Source organism: Tautonia sociabilis (assembly GCF_003977685.1).
GTDB classification, from domain to species: Bacteria; Planctomycetota; Planctomycetia; order Isosphaerales; family Isosphaeraceae; genus Tautonia; species Tautonia sociabilis.
Map to the genome: position 1 here is coordinate 38,609 of NZ_RYZH01000019.1, position 17,406 is coordinate 56,014.

Sequence of the window (17,406 nt, forward strand, 5' to 3'; positions counted from 1 at the left end):
GGCCCCGGCCGGGAGGAGGTCGTTAGGCCCCCTCCTCCCCCTCGACGTGGGTGGGAACGACCCAGAGCTTCACCTCGCCGGTGATCTCCATGCCGAGGTGAATCGGGATGCTGTAGAAGCCCAGCTCCTTGAGCGGGCCCTCGATCCGGACGTTCTCGGCCTCGATCTGGAAGCCGTCGGTAGTCAGGGCCGCGGCGATCTGCTGGGCGTTGACCGAGCCATAGAGGTGCCCTTCCTCGTTGGCGTTGGCCTCGATGGTGATCGACCGCTGGGAGAGCTGGGCGGCCAGGGCCTGCAGGTCGGCCTTCTTGGCCTCCTCCAGCGCCTTGAGCCGGGCGCGGTGCTTCTCGACGATCCGCAGGTTGTGCGGAGTCGCGAAGGTCGCCAGTCCCTGGGGCAGCAAGTAGTTGCGGGCGAAGCCGGGCTTGACCTTCACCAGGTCGCCAGGCTCGCCGAGCTTGGCGACCTTGGCCGTGAGCAGGATGTTCATGTAGCCGTTCTTCGGCCGGGTCGGGTGGTTATGCCGCCGCTCCCAGCCCGGGCGCCGGGTGGTCCCGATGATCGCCTGGGCGGCTTGGCTTTGGGACTGGGCGTGGGCCTTGGCTCGGGCGGCCTTGGCGGCCGACTTGGCCTGCTTGGTCTTGCTCGGGGTCTTGGCCATGGTGTCGCGTCCTCGTCTCGACGATCGGCGCGGGCCCCGCGCCGTCGGCGGGTCGGGCCGTGTTCTCGACTGGGAAGGTCTTCAGACGTACGGGGGGGTTAGAACGGGATATCCTCGTCGGCCGACTCGTCGGGGCCGGGGGAGGGCCGCCGGGGGGACGGGGCGTAGGGCCTGGGGCCGGAGCCGTTGGAGGCTCCCCCCTGGGGAGCCCGGCGGGGCTCCCGGGCCGGGGGGGGCTCGTCGTACTCGACGTCTCCTCGATCCGACGAGGGGCCGCCGTAGCCGCTCCCGCCGCCGGGGCCGTCGTCCCGGCGGCCGTCGAGAAACTGGACCCGATCGGCCTCGACCTTGATCTTCGACCGCTTCTCCCCGGTGTTGCGGTCCTCCCAGGAGTCCATCTTCAAGTAGCCTTCGACGTGGATCTGCCGCCCCTTCTTGAGGAACTGGCAGCAGTTCTCGGCCTGGCGGTTCCAGACCGTCACGTCGATGTACAGCGGCTCCTCGCGGCGATCCCCGTCCCGGGTGTTGTAGGTCCGGGTGGTGGCCAGACGGAGGTCGCTGACCGGGGTGCCGTTGGGGGTATAGCGCAGCTCGGGGTCGTGGGTCAGGCGCCCGATCAGGAACACTTTGTTCAAGTCGGCCATCGGTACGATCCTCCCCGGCCCCGGGCCGGCCGGTTTCGGCGGGTCGTGGTCGGAAGACGGGGTTGCGACACTAAACGGTTGTCACCCTGATGGAACCGTACCACAGAACGGCGCCGGACACAAGCCGAGAAGATGGGACGAGATGACTCGCCCCGGCGTGAGGGGCGAGTCAGTCGCGGTCGCGGTCGCGATCCCGATCGCGGCCGCGGCGTTCTCCCCGGTCGCGATCCCGGCGGTCGCGACGGTCGTCGTCGTCGGGGGGGCCGGAGTCGTCGGACGGGGTGAAGGACATCGCCTGCGTGACCAGGTGATCGACCAGCTTGGGGTGGACCTTGAGAATCAGCTCGCGAATGACCAGCTCATCCAGGTGGAGGTCGTTGACCAGTTCCTTGATCTTCGCCCCGTCGACCCGGAAGTAGGTCAGCAGGTAGCACCCCTTCTTGTGCGGGCCGATCGGGTAGGAGAGCCGGCGGTCGTCCCACTGCCGGCTGGCGACGATCTCGGCCTCGTGCTTGCGCAGCAGGTCGTGGACGTGGCGCTCCGATTCCTCCCAGGAGGTGGCGACCTTGGCGCTGTCCAGCAGGAACATCCCCTCGTACGTGTTGACCGGCACGGCGGCCTCCTCGGCTTGGGGATCCGGGGAGCCGGGGCGGGTTCGATCCGCCCCGGCCCGTCTCCCCTCCCGACGGGGAGACGGTGATCGGATCCTCCGGAACATTTGTTCTGAGACAAACTTACGGTGAAATCAATCGCAAGGGAGGGATCAGCCGCCGGGGGCGTTGAAGCGGTTCATGGCCGCTTCGAGGCCCTGGGAGACCCAGACGGCGACGGCCTGGGTGGCGGCGATCAGGGCGTCGTCGATGACCGGGCGTTCGGTGTTCCGCCATCGGCCGAGGACGTAGTCGGCGGCGTCGGCCGGGCCGGGGTCGCCGACGCCGATACGGAGCCGGGGGAATTCCGGGGTGCCGAGCTGGGCGATGATGTCGCGCAACCCCTTCTGGCCCCCGTCGGAGCCCTTCGGGCGAATGCGGAGCTTGCCCAGCGGCAGGCTGATGTCGTCGCAGATCACGAGCAGGTCGTCGGCCGGGGTGAGCTTGTAGAACTGGACGGCCTGGCGGACGCTCCTCCCGCTGAGGTTCATGAAGGTCTGGGGCTTCAGCAGCAGGACGCGGTGGAAGTCGAGCTCAGCCTCGGCCAGCAAGCCGTCAAACTTCTTGGAGAAGGAGGAGGGCCGGCCACCCTGAGCGAGACGGTCGACGACGTCGAAGCCGACGTTGTGCCGCGTCCCCTCGTACTTGGGGCCGGGATTGCCCAGCCCGACGATCAGCTTTCGCTCGCTCATGGGCCGATGCCCCGGGCCCCGGGTCGGCCCCGAGGGCCCCGCTCCTCAGTCCTTCACCCGGTCCGGTCACGCGGAGGTTTCGCCCTCGGCCTGGCCCTCGGCGGCGGCCTCGCCCTCGGCCGCCGAGGCGGCGGCGGAGCCGGCCTTCTTCTCGACGACGTGGACGAGCATGATGCTCTCGTCGGCATCGGTCGAGACCCCTTCGGGCAGCATGCCCTTGAGATCCCGCACCAGGATCGCGTCGCCGACGTTCAGGCCGCCGACCTCGATCGTGATTGACTTCGGAATGGCGGTGGGCTTGGCCTTGATCTTCAGGCTGCGCACCAGTTGCTCCAGGCGGCCGCCGAGGCTCAGGCCGACCGGCTCGCCGTGGGTCTCCAGGGCGACCTCCGCCTCGACGGTCTCCCCGCTGCTGACGCGGAGGAAGTCGAGGTGGATGATCTCCTTGCCCAGGTGGTCCCACTGCACGTCTCGGACGACGGCCAGCTCGGTCGCTCCGTCCCAGGAGAGCTGGGCCAGGTGGACCGACTTCTTGAGCATCATCGCCACGTCGTCTTGCGCCAGGGAGATGGGCACGGGAGGCAACTTGTGCCCGTAGATGATCGCCGGCACGCGCCCCTGGGCCCGCAGCTTCCGGGCGACCCGGCTGCCGGTCCCTTTGTTCTTGGTCGGGTCGCGCGGCTCGACCTGGATGGTTACCGCTTCGGCCATGGGTGGGTGTCCGTCCCTCCGTCGCCGGGCCCTGTCCCCTCGCCTTGAGGGCGGGGCAAGCGGGGGCGACCGGATCGGGAGCTGGCTGGGTCCAACGAAGTTCGGAATCGAGGCGTCGGGGCAGGCCCGGCGTCGGAGGCGCCGATCCCCGGCGCCAAACGAAAAAACGCCGCCCGCGAGGGCCGCGCATCCCGCGATTATGACGAGACGCTCCCCGACCCGCAAGACCCCCGCGCCGCGATCACCCGCCGAGCAGGGCGAGCAGGCCCGGATCGTCGAGCCGGTCGGCCAGACGATGGGCCTCGCGCAGGCCCCCGGCGGGGCTGTGGTCGTGCGGAATCGCCACCACGAAGGCGCCGGCCGCTCTCGCCGCCGAGACGCCCGCCGGGCTGTCCTCCAGCACGAGCATCGCCCCAGGCTCGACCCCGAGCCGACCGGCCGCCGTCCGGTAGATCTCCGGGTCCGGCTTCCCTCGGCTCACCTCGTCTCCCCCGAGCACAAAGGCGAAATGCGCGAGCAACCCGTGGTGGCCCAGCAGCCGGAGGGCCTGCTGCCGGCGGGTCGAGGTCGCCACGGCCCGGGGGATCCCCCGGCGTTCCAGCAGGCCGAGGATCGTGAACAGCCCCGGCATCGGATGGACGGCCGTGTCGATCAGGGCGTCGAATCGTTCCCTCGCCTCGGCCAGCAACGCCTCGGGAGACTCCTCCAGCCCGGCCAGCCTGACCAGGGCCGGGCCCGCCACCGCCGCCGGCCGGCCGATCATCGCCGCCATCATCTCCGGGGTGAATTGCTTCCCCCGGGCCGCCAGCAGGTCGACCGCGACGCGGTGGAAGAGGGCTTCGGTATCGAAGATCAGGCCGTCCATGTCGAACGCGACGGCCCGGATCCGGGGAGCGGGGGGTTCGGTCGTGCTCATGCTCGTGTCGAGGAGGCGGTCGGGATCAGGCCGATCATGCTACGGGATCCGGCCCTGGAAGAGGAAGGGGAGGGGAGGACCGGCTCCGCTGATTCCCCACTCGGTCCGCGGCTCGCTTGACGCTGCCGCCGGATCGCGGCACGTTGGGACGCGGGCCGTCCTCCGGGGCGGCCGGTCGAGATCGGCGAAGGGGGCGGCTCACGGTGCATCGCGAATACCACCCGGACGACATGCAGCACCATGCCAATAATGCCGGTTTTTCCAGTGTTTTCTGTACCATCCCGACCGATTGACCTCCCAAAATGGTACAAAATCTGGTACAAAATGGTCTCGGCTGATCCATCTCCACCCAGCAGAGACCTCCGATGCCAGCCAAGTACGAGTTGACTTGGGACGCCTCCAACCATCGATGGCGTGTCCAGCACGCAGGACGACGCTACGTCATCTCCTGTCGCCAACTCTCCAAGTGGGCAGGCCAGCCCGTCCCCTCCACCAAAGAGGGCTCCTACCGAGTCGCTAACGCATGGTGGGACGAGAAACGGGCCGAGATCGACGGCCACCGAGGGCCACACCCCCACGCAGACACGATTGCGTTGCTGGAAGCCAAGAGGGATTGGGCCAGACGACACGGCCAGCCGGACACCGCAGCCTCCCTGACGGAGAAGATCGAGACGACCCGGCGACTCCGGGCCGATGACGACCCCGACCCCGAATGGCCGGGCGAGGTGATCGCCATCGCCCGATCCTCCGGCATCATCATCCCTGACGACCTCGACCCCTCGATTGCTCGCATGATCTTCGGCGAGGGCTCGATTTGGCGAGATCGACTCCAACGGGACGCCACCACCCCCCTGCCAGACGACCTCACCATCGGTGGCCAAGTCGCCACCTGGACGACGTTGCAGCAGACGAAGGTCAAGGCCGGCGAAATCTCCCCGGCCCGACACGCTAATGACCGGATCGCCCTCCACCACTTCCGGGACTTCCTCGGCACCGAGTCGCCCGTCGGCTCGATCGACGAGACGAAGTGGACGGCATGGTACGGCTACGTGCTCTCCAAGATCGGCGAACGGGAGAACGACCCCAAAGCCGGATGGAGTCGAGACTACTCCGCCATCGTCTTCAAGGTCGGCAAGGCGTTCGTCAAACACCTCTACCAGACTCGTCTGCTCGATCACCTCCCCCGCAACCTGGACGCCTACAGGATCGGTCGCACCACCCGAGAGATCGAGGTGATGACGACCGAGGATGTCCGCCGACTCCTCGACATGGCAACCGACCGGGTTCGGCTGTATCTCCTGCTGGCGATGAACACCGGCATGACGCAGAAGGACTTGTCCGACCTCCAATCAAGCGAAGTGGACTTGAAGGCCGGGACGATCACCCGGAAACGATCGAAGACCCACAAAGAGAAGGACGTGCCCACCGTCACGTACCAACTCTGGCCGGCGACATTGGCCCTGCTCTCCACCTTCAAGGCCGAGGGCAATCGAGCCCTTGTCACGTCCAGCGGTCGCCCCCTGGTTGACAAGCGGATCGTCGATGGTCGGCTCAGAGCAAAGGACTCCGTGGCGACCGCCTACAAGCGTTTGGCCGGACGATGTGGCGTGTCCGGGTCGTTCTCCGTCCTCCGTGCCACCTCGTCCACCTTGCTCGAAGAATTCGACCCCTCGGGCAAGATCGGCACCCTCTTCCTCGGACACTCCCCACGATCCATCAAAGACAAGCACTATAGCCGACCTCACCAAATCGCCTTCGATGAAGCCCTCGCATGGCTAGGCAGGAAGTACGGCGTCACCGAATGATCCCCGATCGTCGGAATTCCGACAACCACTCCACCCCAATCTCTACTACCATCACGATGAAAGTGATGGTTGGCGTAGTGGACTCCACCAATGAAGAAGGCCCTCGGCAAGCATGACTCGCCGAGGGCTAAAATGTCAGATCATCTGACATTCACATCAGAACACCATCTTTCTCAGGCTCGACCCACGCCGCACCTTGAAATCGCAGTCCAGGTAGGCATGCAGGACGATCTCGTTGTAACTCGCCCTTGTGTAGGGATCGACAACGACCTCGGCGCCACTACCCCAAAGGGCCACGACCCCAGCATCGGCGAAGTCGCCGAAGAAGATTGCTGTCAGATTGGTGGACGACCCCGACGAAATGTCCGTCGGGACGAAGTTGCTCTCAACCGCCTCGTAACCGTTGACGAATCCGTCCTCCATCACGAACGACGGAACCTCCGTCCCGAGCCTCGGAGTCATCTTCAGAGTCTTCCCACCCTTCGGCGAAGTCAGATACTTCATCTCGCCAGGGGCTTTGGACTCTTTGACCAGACGCTCCAACTCCAAAAGATCGGTGTAGGCGATCGACGCTCCAGCCTTGCTCACGACGGCCACCGAGGAGTCATGCAGGAAGCCCGTCGGCTCCTCTCCACTCCCACTTCCGGCGATCACCGCAGCGTCCAACGACTCGGCCAAAGCCGCCTTCAGGTCGTCCATCAACGTCGCCTCGACATCGTAGCTGCTCTGCTTGAGCAACTGCCGAGAAAACGTCACCGAGGCACAGAGAGCCCTCGGGGCCAGCGTCACAGAGCCGATCGTCACGTTGCTACCAGTCACCTGATCGCCCTCAGCGACCCATTGGCCACTGGAGCCAGCCGTCACCTTCGGCAAAACGAGTTTGCCTTCGATGTCGGGCATGATCTTCACGCCCAACTTGCCGATGACGCTCGACTTCCGCAGGTAGGACAAGATGTCCTCATACTGCTCCGTCAACATCCCAGCACCATTCGTGCGATTCACCGCACGGGTCTGCAAGGGAAGCAGGAACGAATTCGGCCCCCTCAGTTGGCGCCCGTCCCTACGGGCCAGATCCCGAGTCACCTGCTCCGAGGCGTCGTCCAATCGACCCTGCTCGGCGAGCGACCGCACCGCCTTGAATAGCGAGAACTCTCCACCGAAGCGATTGGCATACTTGTCATCGAAGACCGGGGCCTTGCGAGGCCGCAACTCCAGTTGACGCATCTCCTCTTCCATCGCCGGGGGCAAGTGTCCCTCGACCTCGACGATCTTTGCCTTCAACTCCTCGATCTCCGCCTTGATCCGATCGACCTCGGCACGCTCTTGAGGAGTGAACTCCCGTGTCTCAAGCCGAGCCCGATACTGACGCAACTCCACCATCTTGCCGTTGAGGCGATGCCTCAGCGTATTCATGTCATCCATCGTTTCACCACTTTGGTAAAACCGTTGTCTGCATTGAGCATGGGCCAGCCTTCCAAGGTGTAGACGCAAGGGACTCCGGCCAACGATCCGCCATCGGTATGGACACTCGGCAGACCACTCGACAGTATTTAGTGGTACCTGGGGCGTCTTCGTTTTACCACGCCATCAACTTCGCAATCGGATCATCCTCGTGACGCTCCACACGCTCCACCGCCTTGCGTGAGGCCGGCGTCATGCCAAGCGCATTGAGACACTTGAGCATCTCCCTAGATGCAGTATTGCTGATGTTGACGCTCGGATTCGGCTTGATCGCCCCGGTCTTTGTCGTAATCACCTGGCCGTGCTCGGCAACGTGCTCGTTCGCCTGCGTCCACGACCCGTGCCACCTCGCATACAAGGCGATGATGTCCACGTCCGCAGCCGACAGCAGACCGGCGTCATGCAAGACGTTGGCGACTCGCACGAACTCGGTACGCTCCGTGTCGCTCAGATGGCCGGGCGGATCGGGGATCGGCGATGACTTGGCTCTGGATCTGATCTTCGGCTTTGGACCACGTTTGTTCATGATGTATGTAGTAAATTAGGTGTTTTGGAACGTCTATAAAATTGGTAAAGGCAGTCCCGTCCTTCTAGTAGGGCAGGACTCCATCCTCGGACCCTTATCCCCCTCTCACTTCCACTCAATCGAATGTGGAGTTACAAGCAACATCTAGGACGTGATCGCCACCATCGGCACTGACGATAGGGTGTGAGTTAAACTCACACCCTTGATGGCGTCGGCCCATCCATGCAATCATTGCGTTTGTGTTGTCGTGTGCTTGTAACTCGATGTCTGCACTTCCTGACGCTCCAGGACGCTCAAGGTTGCGTCGTGGGGCCGCTTGGCTCTCTTTGTCGGCCCCTCGATCCCGATGGCTCTGGCGGGCTCCTGGGGCTCTGGGGAGGCGGTAGGGGCATCCTCAGTTGAACTGAGGGAAGGACGGCCACAGCACAGACAAGGAGGAGATACCTGTCCTCTTTATGTTTGGTGTTAAGTGCGGGGGACAGAAGGAACACTCTGTCTTCTTTTAGTGTGCGCCTTTTGGATGGCCCCGATGATGACTCGGGCTTTAGCGTCAAGCCGTCTGGGATGCTTGTCTGTGGTGGCTCCTGAACTCGGCCAACGTCTCGGGCGTCATGGCGTACAGGGACGAGGCGGTCCCGCTGCGGTACTTCCCCTTGTACGGCTCGATGATCCCGGCGTCCCTCAGATACTTCTTATACTCGATCTGCTGGTGAGCGTCCTTGCTGCCGGCCATGAGGTTCAGATCGTCGGTGTTGATGCGACAATGGCCGTGGTGATCCCAGAGGCAGTTGAGGAAGCGTCGGGCGAAGCGGACGAACGGGTATTCGCCGTCACGCTTCCTCATCCTGATCGGCTTCCTCTCGGTCTTGGGGACGAACTCGGCGATGGACTCGGCGATCTCCGAGGGAGTCTCCGCCTTCCTGCTGGCGAGGTCGGCGATGATCTGGGCAAGCCGATTCTCGATCTCCGAGGGGAGAGGGTCATCCCTTAGTACCAAACATAAAGAAGACAGAGTATCTCTCTCTGTCTCTGTGCTTTCGACCTCCGCCCCCATGATCTGGGCCACCTCGATCAGACGCCGATACTTGCCGCTGGATCGCTTCTGCCTGATCTTGGCGAAGACCTCCAACGACTCGGCACACTTCTTCTTCGCCGACTTGACCGCCCTCTTCACCTGCGACTCGACATCGGCCACCTTGCCCTCATTGAGCCGTTCCACGTGGCCGTTGTGCCTCTCCTGCACCCAGGCGAAGAGCAGATCGGCGATGATCTTCTCATCACGATCCGAGTACAACTCCACCCACCAGAGCCACGCCGCCAACTCCCCGACGATGACGCCCAGGTCGTCACCCTCTTGGAGCCCATGACGGGCCACGTGCTCCACCCAAAGCGGCCATTCCCGATGCCGATGGGACGGACGCCAGGACGCCCCCATCTCTTCCATGTCGATCGACCCGAATTCGGCAGACGTTGGAGTTGGAGTTGGAGTTGGAGTGGACGACTCCCAATCCCTCGGTACTTGGGAGCCGAGCCGACGCAGGTCTTTGACCTTCAGGCGTGTGGTGTTCATCAGGTCGTGCGGACGGTCGAACGCCTCGACCGGGATCTTCGCCAGGGAGCCGCCCGTGATGTCGAGCAGGTCGTACTTCGCCTCTCCCCAATGGAAGGTCCGAGGCTTGCCCTTCACCTCGATCATCTCGATGTCCCAACCGTGTACCGAGTGCTGGTACTTCAGCCACTTCTCCAGCCCGTTCGCACCGTCCAGGACGGCCTGTACTCCAACATCGAACTTGTCCACGACGATGTAGGCGTGGGCGCCCCTGCCATTGGTCGATCGACTCCAGAACAATCCGGGGAACCCGTTCTCGGTCAGCCACTCGACGCAGGACACCGCCCCGGCGAACGACCCCGACTTGTGACAATCGACATCGATCTTCAGCAGCGTCTCGGGCGTCTTGATCCGGCCATCGCCGTAGAAGTAGAAGATCCTCTCTCCTGCCATGTGCTCGGCGTACATGCGGTCGTCAATCCTCGGGAAGTCGATCCGCCGATCTCGGGTACGACAGGCACGGAAGGCGTTGATGACCTGCTTGTTGGTGATCTGGCGGAAAACCGTCTTGTCCGCCCACGACCATCCGTACTGGTAGGGGTACGTCCGCTTGCGAATCCAGGTCAGCACCTCTTTTTCAGCCGACCTCTTGAGTTTTCTAGACCCATCAACGATATTATACTTGGACAGTTTTGACACCATGACTTTTTCCTTTGCTGTTGTGGTGCTCCTCTTGATGCTTGGCGGCATCGATCACATCAGGCCCCTGTGAGGAGTGGAGACCTCACAGGGGCTTTCTTTTCAACTCTTCCGTGGCCGTCCAACACGTACAGTCCGGCCCACCTGACTCTCCACCCACGCCATCGGCACGAGCCGACGGCCGCCGATCTTCACCGAGGGCAATTCGCCACGCCACGCCCACTCATACACCGTCTGGCGATGGACACCGAGCCTCTCCCTCGCCTCTGCCATACTCACGTACCTGTCCCTAGACATGTCCATGCAACACCTCCTCCGTATAGTAGGGTCTGATAGGTGGAATTTACACAAAAACAATCCAGGACGAGAGGAACGGGACTCTTTGCCCTCCCTCTGCCCAGACTCCCTAGATCGCCTGGAATTACTGGATTGCCGATTTCGCAACCGGACGGCGATCCTCTCCCTGTCAGCGTGCTCGGCAGGGTGGCAAAGTTGGTCGTGACGATCTTCGCCTAGTCGGGCAGGGTCTCGACCCCCTTCCCTCACCCCTCCCAATGGGCGATTATGAGAGCCGAGCCGACCATCTAGCCGACCAATCTGGTACACCCTCTGGTACAGGGCAACTGGTACAAAAATGGTACAGAAACGAATGAGTCAAACGCATTACAGGAAAAGGACTTGCGGAACGGCGAGGCCGACCCATGCACCGTGAGTACCACCCGGACGACATGCAGCACCTGCGCGCCCACGCCTTCGAGGCGGCCGGGGCGCTCGACGACCACGACCACCACCACCGCGCCGAGCACCGCCGGCTCTACGCGATCACGGCGGTGCTCGGCGCGCTGATCGGCCTGGACCTGCTGCTCCGGTACTCGGCTCCCTCCTGGAGGACGCCGTTCGGGGTAAGCCCGATCTGGGTGGCGGCGCTGATCGGCTCGGCCCGGATCGTCTACCAGGCGTTGGAGGCGATGGTCAAGGGATCCGTCGGCGCCGACGTCGCCCTGGCGGTGGCGGCCTTGGCGGCCCTGGCGCTGCGAGAGCCGTTCGTGGCGGCCGAGGTCGTCTTCATCGCCCTGGTGGGAGAGGTGCTGGAAGCGGTCACGGCCGACCGGGCCCTGCGGTCGATCCGTCGGCTGTTCGACCAGGCCCCTCGGGTCGCCCGGGTCCGGCGGGGGGGGCAGTTGGTCGAGGTGCCGCCGCACGAGGTGCAACGGGGGGAGGTCGTGGTCGTCTCGGCCGGGGAGCGCATCCCGGTCGACGGCGCGATCGTCTCCGGGAGAACCTCGATCGACCAGTCGGCTCTGACCGGCGAGTCGATCCCGGTCGACCGCGGCCCGGGAGAACGCGTCTTCACCGGGACGATCAACCAGTTCGGCCAGATCGAGGTCCGGGCCGATCGGGTCGGGCACGAATCGACGTTTGGGCAGGTCCTCAAACTCGTGGCCGACGCTCAGCGGCGCAAGGCCCCGCTGCACCGGACGGCCGACCGGCTGGCCCGCTCCTTCCTGCCGGTCGTTTTCGCCGCGGCGGGGCTAACGGTCGCGGCCGGGCTGCTGCTCGGATGGCCGGACACCGGGCAGCGGGCGGTGGCGGTGCTGGTGGTCGCCTGCCCGTGCGCCCTGATCCTGGCGACCCCCGCCGCCGTGATGGCGAGCATGGCCTGGCTGGCCCGGCATGGAATCGTCATCAAGGGAGGGGCGGCCCTGGAGCGTCTGTCCCGGTGCGACACGATCGCCTTCGACAAGACCGGCACGCTCACCCTCGGCCGCCCGGAGCTGACCACCATCGAGGCGGTCGACGGCCGACCCGCCGAGGAGGTGTTGACCCTTGCCGCGGCCGCCGAGCGCGGCGGCCGTCACCCGCTCGCCGAGGCGGTGGTGACGGCCGCCGAGGCCAGGGGCCTGACCATCCCCGAGGTTGAGGAGGCCGCCGCCCTCCCCGGGGCCGGGGTCGAGGCGAGGCTGGCCGGCGACGGCCGATCCGTGCTGGTCGGCAACCGCCGCCTGATGATCGAGCGCGGCGTGCCGATCGACGAGGAGGTCGACGCGCTCCTCGCCCGGCTCGACGCCAGCGGCGAGACGCCCTTGCTGGTGGCCGAGGAGGGCCGAGTCGTCGGAATGCTGGGGGCCCGCGACTCGGTTCGTCGGGAGGCGCACGACGTCGTCCACGACCTGAAGCACCTGGGGTTTTCCGCCGTCGCCCTGCTCACCGGGGACCGGCGGCCGGCGGCCGAGGCGGTCGCCAAGCTCGTGCACATCAAGGCGGTCGAGGCCGAGTTGCTGCCCGCCGACAAGGCCTCCTGGATCCGGGAGCGACAGGCCGAGGGGCGCCGGGTGGCGATGGTCGGCGACGGCATCAACGACGCCCCCGCCCTGGCCGCCGCCGACGTCGGAATCGCCCTCGCCGGGCCGGGGGCCGACCTGGCGGCCGAGGCGGGCGACGTGCTGCTGATGGGAGAGCCCCTGGCCGCGCTCCCCGACTTCGTGAAGCTCTCTCGAGCCACGGTGCGGGTGATTCGCCAGAACATCCTCGTCTTCGCGTTCGGCCTGAACGCGACGGCGATCGCGCTGGCGATGCTGGGCGTGCTCGGCCCGGTGGCGGCGGCGATCCTGCACCAGGCGGGCTCCCTGCTGGTCCTGCTCAACGCGATGCGGCTGCTCGCCTTCGGGGACTGGCACGAAGGCCCGCCGTTCCGGCAGATCCGGGCGGCGGCTCGGGCGATCGACGCCTGGGACGACCGGATCGACCTGGGAGCCGCGATCGATCGGGCCTGGACGCATCGCCGAGCCTGGATCGCGGCGGCCTCAGCGGTCGGGGTGATCTCATATGCGGGATCGGGGCTGACGGCGGTGGGCCCCGAGGAGGTCGGCCTGGTACGTCGGCTCGGCCGGTTCGAGGCGGCCCTCGGGCCGGGCCTGCACCTGCGATGGCCCCGACCGATCGAGCGAGTCGACCTGCTGGAACCGGATCGGGTGCGGGGGGTGACGGTCGGCTACCGGCCGGTGGGAGAGCGATCCCCCTCCGCCGGCTTCCGCTGGGAGAGCGGTCATGACCGGCTCGACGCCATCTCGGGAGAGGAGGCCCTCCTGATGACCGGCGACGGCCGACTCGTCGAGCTGATGGCGACGGTCCAGTATCGCCTTGGCCGCTCGATCGACGACCTCAAGGCATTCGCCTTCGGGGTCGAGGAAGCGGAGCCGGCGCTCCGATCCCTGGCGGAGGCCAGCCTCCGCGAGGTCGTCGGCCGTCGGCCGCTGGACGAGCTGCTGACCGCCTCCCGAGGAGAGGCCGAGCGGGCCACGACCGACGCCCTGCGACGACGGGCCGACGCGATCGGCCTGGGGGTCGAGATCATCCGCGTCTTTTTCCGAGACGCCCACCCCCCGCTGCCGGTGGTCGACGCCTACCGAGACGTCTCCCGGGCCGGCCGGGACGCCGAGGCCCTCGCCAACGCCGCCCGATCCGACCGGGCCGAGCGGCTGGCCGAGGCCCGGGGGACGGCCGCCGCCACTCTCGCCGCCGCCTCGGCCGACCGCCGAGCCGCCGTCGCCCTCGCCTCGGCTCGGGCCGAGGCCTTCCTCGCCCTGCATTCCGCCCGGTCCTCCTCGCCGGGGATCACCGACCATCGGCTCTTCGCGGACGCCGTCGAGGCCGCCGTGGTCGATCGGCCCAAGATCATCCTCGACCGCCCCCGGACCGGCCAGCGCCGTCACCTCATCCTTTCCGACGCCGCCTCCCCCCTGCCCGATTGGCCCCTGGCCGACCCGCCCCCCGCGAGGATCTCCGGGCCCGGCTCGCCCTCGACCGATCCTCCCGCCGTGCCCAACCCATGACCACCTCCCCGTCGAGTGCCCTCGGGAACCGTCCGATGCGCCGAACCACCGTCCTCGCCGTCGCCGTCCTGATCGCGCTGGCCGGCCTGCTGGCCGCGGCGCGATCGGTCGTCGTGGCCGACGAGGCCAGCTACGTGCTCGTCACCAGTTTCGGCCGCCCGGTCGCGCTCTACGGCGACGACCCCGGCGAGTCGGGCCCTCATGTCAAATGGCCCTGGCAGGGAACCTGGGTGATCGACCGTCGACTCCGCTCCTTCGACGCGACACCGAGGGAGGTCATCACCGCGGACAAGAAGAACTTGGAGGTCGCCGGCTTCGTCGCCTGGAAGGTGGCCGATCCGGTCGCCTTCCTCCGCGCCGCCGGCTCGGCCGAGGCGGCCGAGGCACGGCTGGAGGAACGGATCGCCTCGGCGTTGAGCGACGCCCTCGGCCGCCGAGAGCTAGCGAGCCTGGCCTCAACGGACGACTCGGTCTGGGCGCTCGACGAGGTGACGGAGGAGATCCGAGGAGCGGTCGCCCAGCCCGCCCGGGAGGAGCTGGGGATCGAGGTGGTCGTGGTCCGCCTCCGCCGGTTCAACCACCCGCTGGAGGTCCGCCCGGCGGTCTTCGACGTGATCCGGAGCGAGCGCCGGCAGGTGGCGGCCCAGCTCCGGGCCGACGGCGAGGCCCAGGCCCGGGCGATCCGAAGCAAGGCCGACCGCGAGCGAGAGGCGATCCTCGCCGAGGCGGACGCCGAGGCCGAGCGGATCCGGGCCTCCGGCGAGGCCGAGGCGACCCGCCTCCTGAACGAGGCGCATGCCGTCGACCCGAGCTTCGCCGAGTTCCTTCGCACCCTGGAGACATACCGGGCGCTGCTCGACGGCCGGGCGACGGTCGTCCTCTCCTCCGACAGCCCGCTGCTGAGACTCCTGCACGAGGGACCGAGCACCGAGTTGCTCGCGCCCGCCTCGCCTCCCGCCTCGGCCTCGGCCGAACCCCCCGAGCGCCCATCGCCGACTGGATCGGGGGGAGGCGACTGATGCGACGCTTCGTCCTCGTCGTCGTCCTGCTCGTCTCGGGGTGGGCCGTCCTCTCGTCGGCGGGCCTGGTGGCCGTCAAGCCGGGAGAGGTGGCCGTGGTTCGCCGCCTGGGCCGGTTCGAGGGCCGGCCGAGAGGTCCGGGGCTCCACTGGGTGCTCCCAGTGGGGATCGACCGCGTCGACCGGGTGCGGACGGACGAGGTCCGCCGGCTGGTCGTCGGCCTCTCCGGGGTGCCGGGGCCCGAGGACGCCCCTGGGGAGGGCGAATTCCTCTCGGGGGACCTGAACCTGATCCGGGCCGAGGCGGTGGTCCAGTACCGAGCGAGCGACCCGGTCGCCTTCTCCCTGGCGGGGGATCGCGTTGAGCCCCTGCTGGCCGGGCTGGGGGAATCGGCGCTGGCGAGCGCCCTGGCCCGGCGGGGGATCGACGAGGCGATGCTCGACGGTCGGTCGGCGGTGGCCGACGAGGTCCAGCGGGAGCTGTCGGAATCGGTCGATCGGCTCGGCCTCGGCGTGGCGATCCTCGGGGTCAGCCTCACCGGCGCCCAGCCGCCGGAGGAGGTCCGCCCGGACTTCGCCGCGACCCAGGCCGCCCGGAGCGAGGCCGAGGCCCGGATCCGGGAGGCCCAGGGGCATGCCGACCGAGTCCTGGGGACCGTCTCCTCCGAGTCGGCCGCGGTCCTCGACCGCGCCCACGCCGCCGCCGATCGCTCGGTCGCCCTTGCCCGAGCCCGGGCCGATCGCTTCCGGTCGCTCGCGGCCGAACTGGGCGATTCCCGGTCGTTGACCGTGCTCCGACTGTATCAGGAGGCGCTGACGTCTTCCCTGCCCCGGGTCGGTCGGACGATCGTCCTCGAACCCGACGAGCCGCTCGACCTGAGCCTGCTCGGCGCGTCGGGACCAGCCGAGGCCCCTCGGAACCCTCCTCCGACGGAAGGGCCTGCCTCCCCGTAGGCGTCGGCGATCGATCCGGGAGCATCCGGCTCGGGAGGGCAACCGCTTTGGGACGGCCCTCCCTTGCCGGTTGGTTTCCCTCGGGCCGGGGGACCAACAGGCCGGGAACTCGATCTGACCGAAGCGCAGGCACCCCCGACCGGGGCGGGCGCGCGTCGAGACGATCGGTCGGTTGACACGAGGGGGTGGGCGTCCGAGAATCCCCGGTAGGGTCCCTTCATGGGCGCATGGCAACCGGCTCAAGCGGGCCGACTCGACCCGAACCGACCCCGACGCGGCCCGCCCCGCCCATCCTGAACGCGACGTCGACTCCGACCCGACCGCTCGACGGAGACCGCCACCGATGCCGATCCCGATCCCCGGTCCGAACCCGATCCCCAAGGGGCGTCTCCTGGCCCGATTCCTGATGGCGGCGTTCCTGGCCGCGCCGGTCGTGGCGCTGGGTCTCGGTATCCTGGATCCGGCCCCGGCTCTCGCCCAGGACGGGGAGGCCGCTCCCCCTCCCCCCGAGCCCGAGGACGCTCCGGCCCCCGAGGCCGTCCCCGCCCCCGAGCCGGAGCCGACGGCCGAGCCGGCGCCGGCCGGGACGACGTCTTCCGGCCCAACGCGGTCCAAGTCCGGCCTGCAGTGGTTCATCGAGTCATCGGGCATCATCGGCGGGCTGATCATCATCCTGTCGATCACGATGGTGGCCATGATCATCCGCCTGTTCCTGGAGTTCCGGCTCAAAGAGGCGGTGCCGCCGAACCTGGTCGATCTGCTGGACAACGCGATCCGGGAGAAGAAGTTCCAGGAAGCCTACGACGCCTGCCGGGACGACACGTCCTTCCTCGCCCGGCTCGTCCGGACCGGCGTGGCGAACATGCCCAACGGCCGGGCCGAGGCCAAGGAGGCGATGAACGCGACGGCCGAGGAGATCGTCGTCGACATGGAGTCGAAGAACAGCTACCTCGGGACCATCGGCACCATCGCCCCGATGCTCGGCCTACTGGGCACGGTGCTCGGCATGATCCTGGCCTTCCAGGATCTGGCGACGGTCGAGGGCGTGCAGGTGGATCCGACCAAGCTGGCCGGCAACATCTCGCTGGCACTGGTGACGACGTTCGAGGGGCTGATCGTCTCCGTGCCGGCCATCTTCTTCTTCGCCTTCTTCCGCAACCGGATCATCTTCATCGCCACCGAGACGACCAAGATCGCCGACCGGACGATCTCCGCCTTCTGGCAGGCCGCCAAGCAGCAGCAAGGCGTGACCCGAACGGCCACCTGATCTCCGACCACCCCGAGCGA

General features: G+C 67.1%; 15 protein-coding genes. 5 read left to right on the top strand and 10 right to left on the bottom strand.

Annotated elements, in window-relative coordinates; all coding sequences use genetic code 11:
• Positions 1-22: 22 nt before the first annotated feature.
• The 6 genes from rplI to TsocGM_RS11365 all read right to left on the bottom strand — a co-directional run bounded on the left by rplI (position 23) and on the right by TsocGM_RS11365 (position 4,274).
• A complete protein-coding gene (gene rplI / locus TsocGM_RS11340) occupies positions 23-661 on the bottom strand; it encodes a 50S ribosomal protein L9 (RefSeq protein ID WP_126725484.1) in 639 nt (212 codons plus the stop codon).
• A gap of 98 nt (positions 662-759) precedes the next feature.
• The gene (locus TsocGM_RS11345) at positions 760-1,305 is read right to left on the bottom strand and encodes a single-stranded DNA-binding protein (protein ID WP_126725485.1); all 546 of its coding nucleotides are present in this window, start codon (positions 1,303-1,305) and stop codon (positions 760-762) included.
• Positions 1,306-1,474: 169 nt separating this feature from the next.
• The gene (gene rpsF / locus TsocGM_RS11350) at positions 1,475-1,918 is read right to left on the bottom strand and encodes a 30S ribosomal protein S6 (RefSeq protein ID WP_126725486.1); all 444 of its coding nucleotides are present in this window, start codon (positions 1,916-1,918) and stop codon (positions 1,475-1,477) included.
• A 150-nt stretch (positions 1,919-2,068) separates the two neighbouring features.
• A complete protein-coding gene (gene pth / locus TsocGM_RS11355) occupies positions 2,069-2,647 on the bottom strand; it encodes an aminoacyl-tRNA hydrolase (RefSeq protein ID WP_126725487.1) in 579 nt (192 codons plus the stop codon).
• A 66-nt stretch (positions 2,648-2,713) separates the two neighbouring features.
• Positions 2,714-3,358: a 50S ribosomal protein L25 gene (locus tag TsocGM_RS11360; RefSeq protein ID WP_126725488.1), complete on the bottom strand. Its 645-nt coding sequence runs from the start codon at positions 3,356-3,358 to the stop codon at positions 2,714-2,716.
• Positions 3,359-3,599: 241 nt separating this feature from the next.
• The gene (locus TsocGM_RS11365; RefSeq protein WP_126725489.1) at positions 3,600-4,274 is read right to left on the bottom strand and encodes an HAD family hydrolase; all 675 of its coding nucleotides are present in this window, start codon (positions 4,272-4,274) and stop codon (positions 3,600-3,602) included.
• A gap of 365 nt (positions 4,275-4,639) precedes the next feature.
• Here TsocGM_RS11365 and TsocGM_RS11370 point away from each other — a divergent pair, with 365 nt between their 5' ends.
• Positions 4,640-6,079: a tyrosine-type recombinase/integrase gene (locus TsocGM_RS11370; protein WP_126725490.1), complete on the top strand. Its 1,440-nt coding sequence runs from the start codon at positions 4,640-4,642 to the stop codon at positions 6,077-6,079.
• Between the two features lie 156 nt (positions 6,080-6,235).
• Here the strand turns inward: TsocGM_RS11370 and TsocGM_RS11375 are convergent, their stop codons facing one another.
• From TsocGM_RS11375 to TsocGM_RS27925, 4 genes are all read right to left on the bottom strand, one after another.
• Positions 6,236-7,492: a phage major capsid protein gene (locus TsocGM_RS11375; RefSeq protein ID WP_158633500.1), complete on the bottom strand. Its 1,257-nt coding sequence runs from the start codon at positions 7,490-7,492 to the stop codon at positions 6,236-6,238.
• 163 nt (positions 7,493-7,655) lie between these two features.
• Entirely contained in the window at positions 7,656-8,066 is a 411-nt protein-coding gene (locus tag TsocGM_RS11380; RefSeq protein WP_126725492.1) for a phage terminase small subunit P27 family, read from the bottom strand.
• A 550-nt stretch (positions 8,067-8,616) separates the two neighbouring features.
• Positions 8,617-10,365, bottom strand: a complete 1,749-nt coding sequence (locus TsocGM_RS11385) for a hypothetical protein (protein WP_126725493.1) — start codon at positions 10,363-10,365, stop codon at positions 8,617-8,619.
• A 51-nt stretch (positions 10,366-10,416) separates the two neighbouring features.
• Positions 10,417-10,617, bottom strand: a complete 201-nt coding sequence (locus tag TsocGM_RS27925) for a helix-turn-helix domain-containing protein (protein ID WP_126725494.1) — start codon at positions 10,615-10,617, stop codon at positions 10,417-10,419.
• Positions 10,618-11,015: 398 nt separating this feature from the next.
• On the opposite strand from TsocGM_RS27925, the gene TsocGM_RS11395 reads away from it, so the two are divergent.
• The 4 genes from TsocGM_RS11395 (at position 11,016) to TsocGM_RS11410 (ending at position 17,386) form a co-directional block, all read left to right on the top strand.
• The gene (locus TsocGM_RS11395) at positions 11,016-14,147 is read left to right on the top strand and encodes a cation-translocating P-type ATPase family protein (protein WP_126725495.1); all 3,132 of its coding nucleotides are present in this window, start codon (positions 11,016-11,018) and stop codon (positions 14,145-14,147) included.
• A gap of 35 nt (positions 14,148-14,182) precedes the next feature.
• Entirely contained in the window at positions 14,183-15,166 is a 984-nt protein-coding gene (gene hflC / locus TsocGM_RS11400; protein WP_158633502.1) for a protease modulator HflC, read from the top strand.
• Entirely contained in the window at positions 15,166-16,119 is a 954-nt protein-coding gene (gene hflK / locus TsocGM_RS11405; RefSeq protein WP_126725497.1) for a protease modulator HflK, read from the top strand. The genes hflC and hflK overlap by 1 nt, the downstream gene beginning before the upstream one ends.
• A 343-nt stretch (positions 16,120-16,462) precedes the next feature.
• Positions 16,463-17,386, top strand: coding sequence for a MotA/TolQ/ExbB proton channel family protein (locus TsocGM_RS11410; protein ID WP_126725498.1), 924 nt, complete (start codon positions 16,463-16,465; stop codon positions 17,384-17,386).
• Positions 17,387-17,406: the final 20 nt, after the last annotated feature.

Coding starts and splice junctions, on each gene's coding strand:
- rplI (WP_126725484.1), bottom strand. CDS start 661: ATGGCCAAGACCCCGAGCAAGACCAAGCAGGCCAAGTCGGCCGCCAAG.
- TsocGM_RS11345 (WP_126725485.1), bottom strand. CDS start 1,305: ATGGCCGACTTGAACAAAGTGTTCCTGATCGGGCGCCTGACCCACGAC.
- pth (WP_126725487.1), bottom strand. CDS start 2,647: ATGAGCGAGCGAAAGCTGATCGTCGGGCTGGGCAATCCCGGCCCCAAG.
- TsocGM_RS11360 (WP_126725488.1), bottom strand. CDS start 3,358: ATGGCCGAAGCGGTAACCATCCAGGTCGAGCCGCGCGACCCGACCAAG.
- TsocGM_RS11365 (WP_126725489.1), bottom strand. CDS start 4,274: ATGAGCACGACCGAACCCCCCGCTCCCCGGATCCGGGCCGTCGCGTTC.
- TsocGM_RS11370 (WP_126725490.1), top strand. CDS start 4,640: ATGCCAGCCAAGTACGAGTTGACTTGGGACGCCTCCAACCATCGATGG.
- TsocGM_RS11375 (WP_158633500.1), bottom strand. CDS start 7,492: ATGAATACGCTGAGGCATCGCCTCAACGGCAAGATGGTGGAGTTGCGT.
- TsocGM_RS11380 (WP_126725492.1), bottom strand. CDS start 8,066: ATGAACAAACGTGGTCCAAAGCCGAAGATCAGATCCAGAGCCAAGTCA.
- TsocGM_RS11385 (WP_126725493.1), bottom strand. CDS start 10,365: ATGCCGCCAAGCATCAAGAGGAGCACCACAACAGCAAAGGAAAAAGTC.
- TsocGM_RS27925 (WP_126725494.1), bottom strand. CDS start 10,617: ATGGACATGTCTAGGGACAGGTACGTGAGTATGGCAGAGGCGAGGGAG.
- TsocGM_RS11395 (WP_126725495.1), top strand. CDS start 11,016: ATGCACCGTGAGTACCACCCGGACGACATGCAGCACCTGCGCGCCCAC.
- hflC (WP_158633502.1), top strand. CDS start 14,183: ATGCGCCGAACCACCGTCCTCGCCGTCGCCGTCCTGATCGCGCTGGCC.
- hflK (WP_126725497.1), top strand. CDS start 15,166: ATGCGACGCTTCGTCCTCGTCGTCGTCCTGCTCGTCTCGGGGTGGGCC.
- TsocGM_RS11410 (WP_126725498.1), top strand. CDS start 16,463: ATGCCGATCCCGATCCCCGGTCCGAACCCGATCCCCAAGGGGCGTCTC.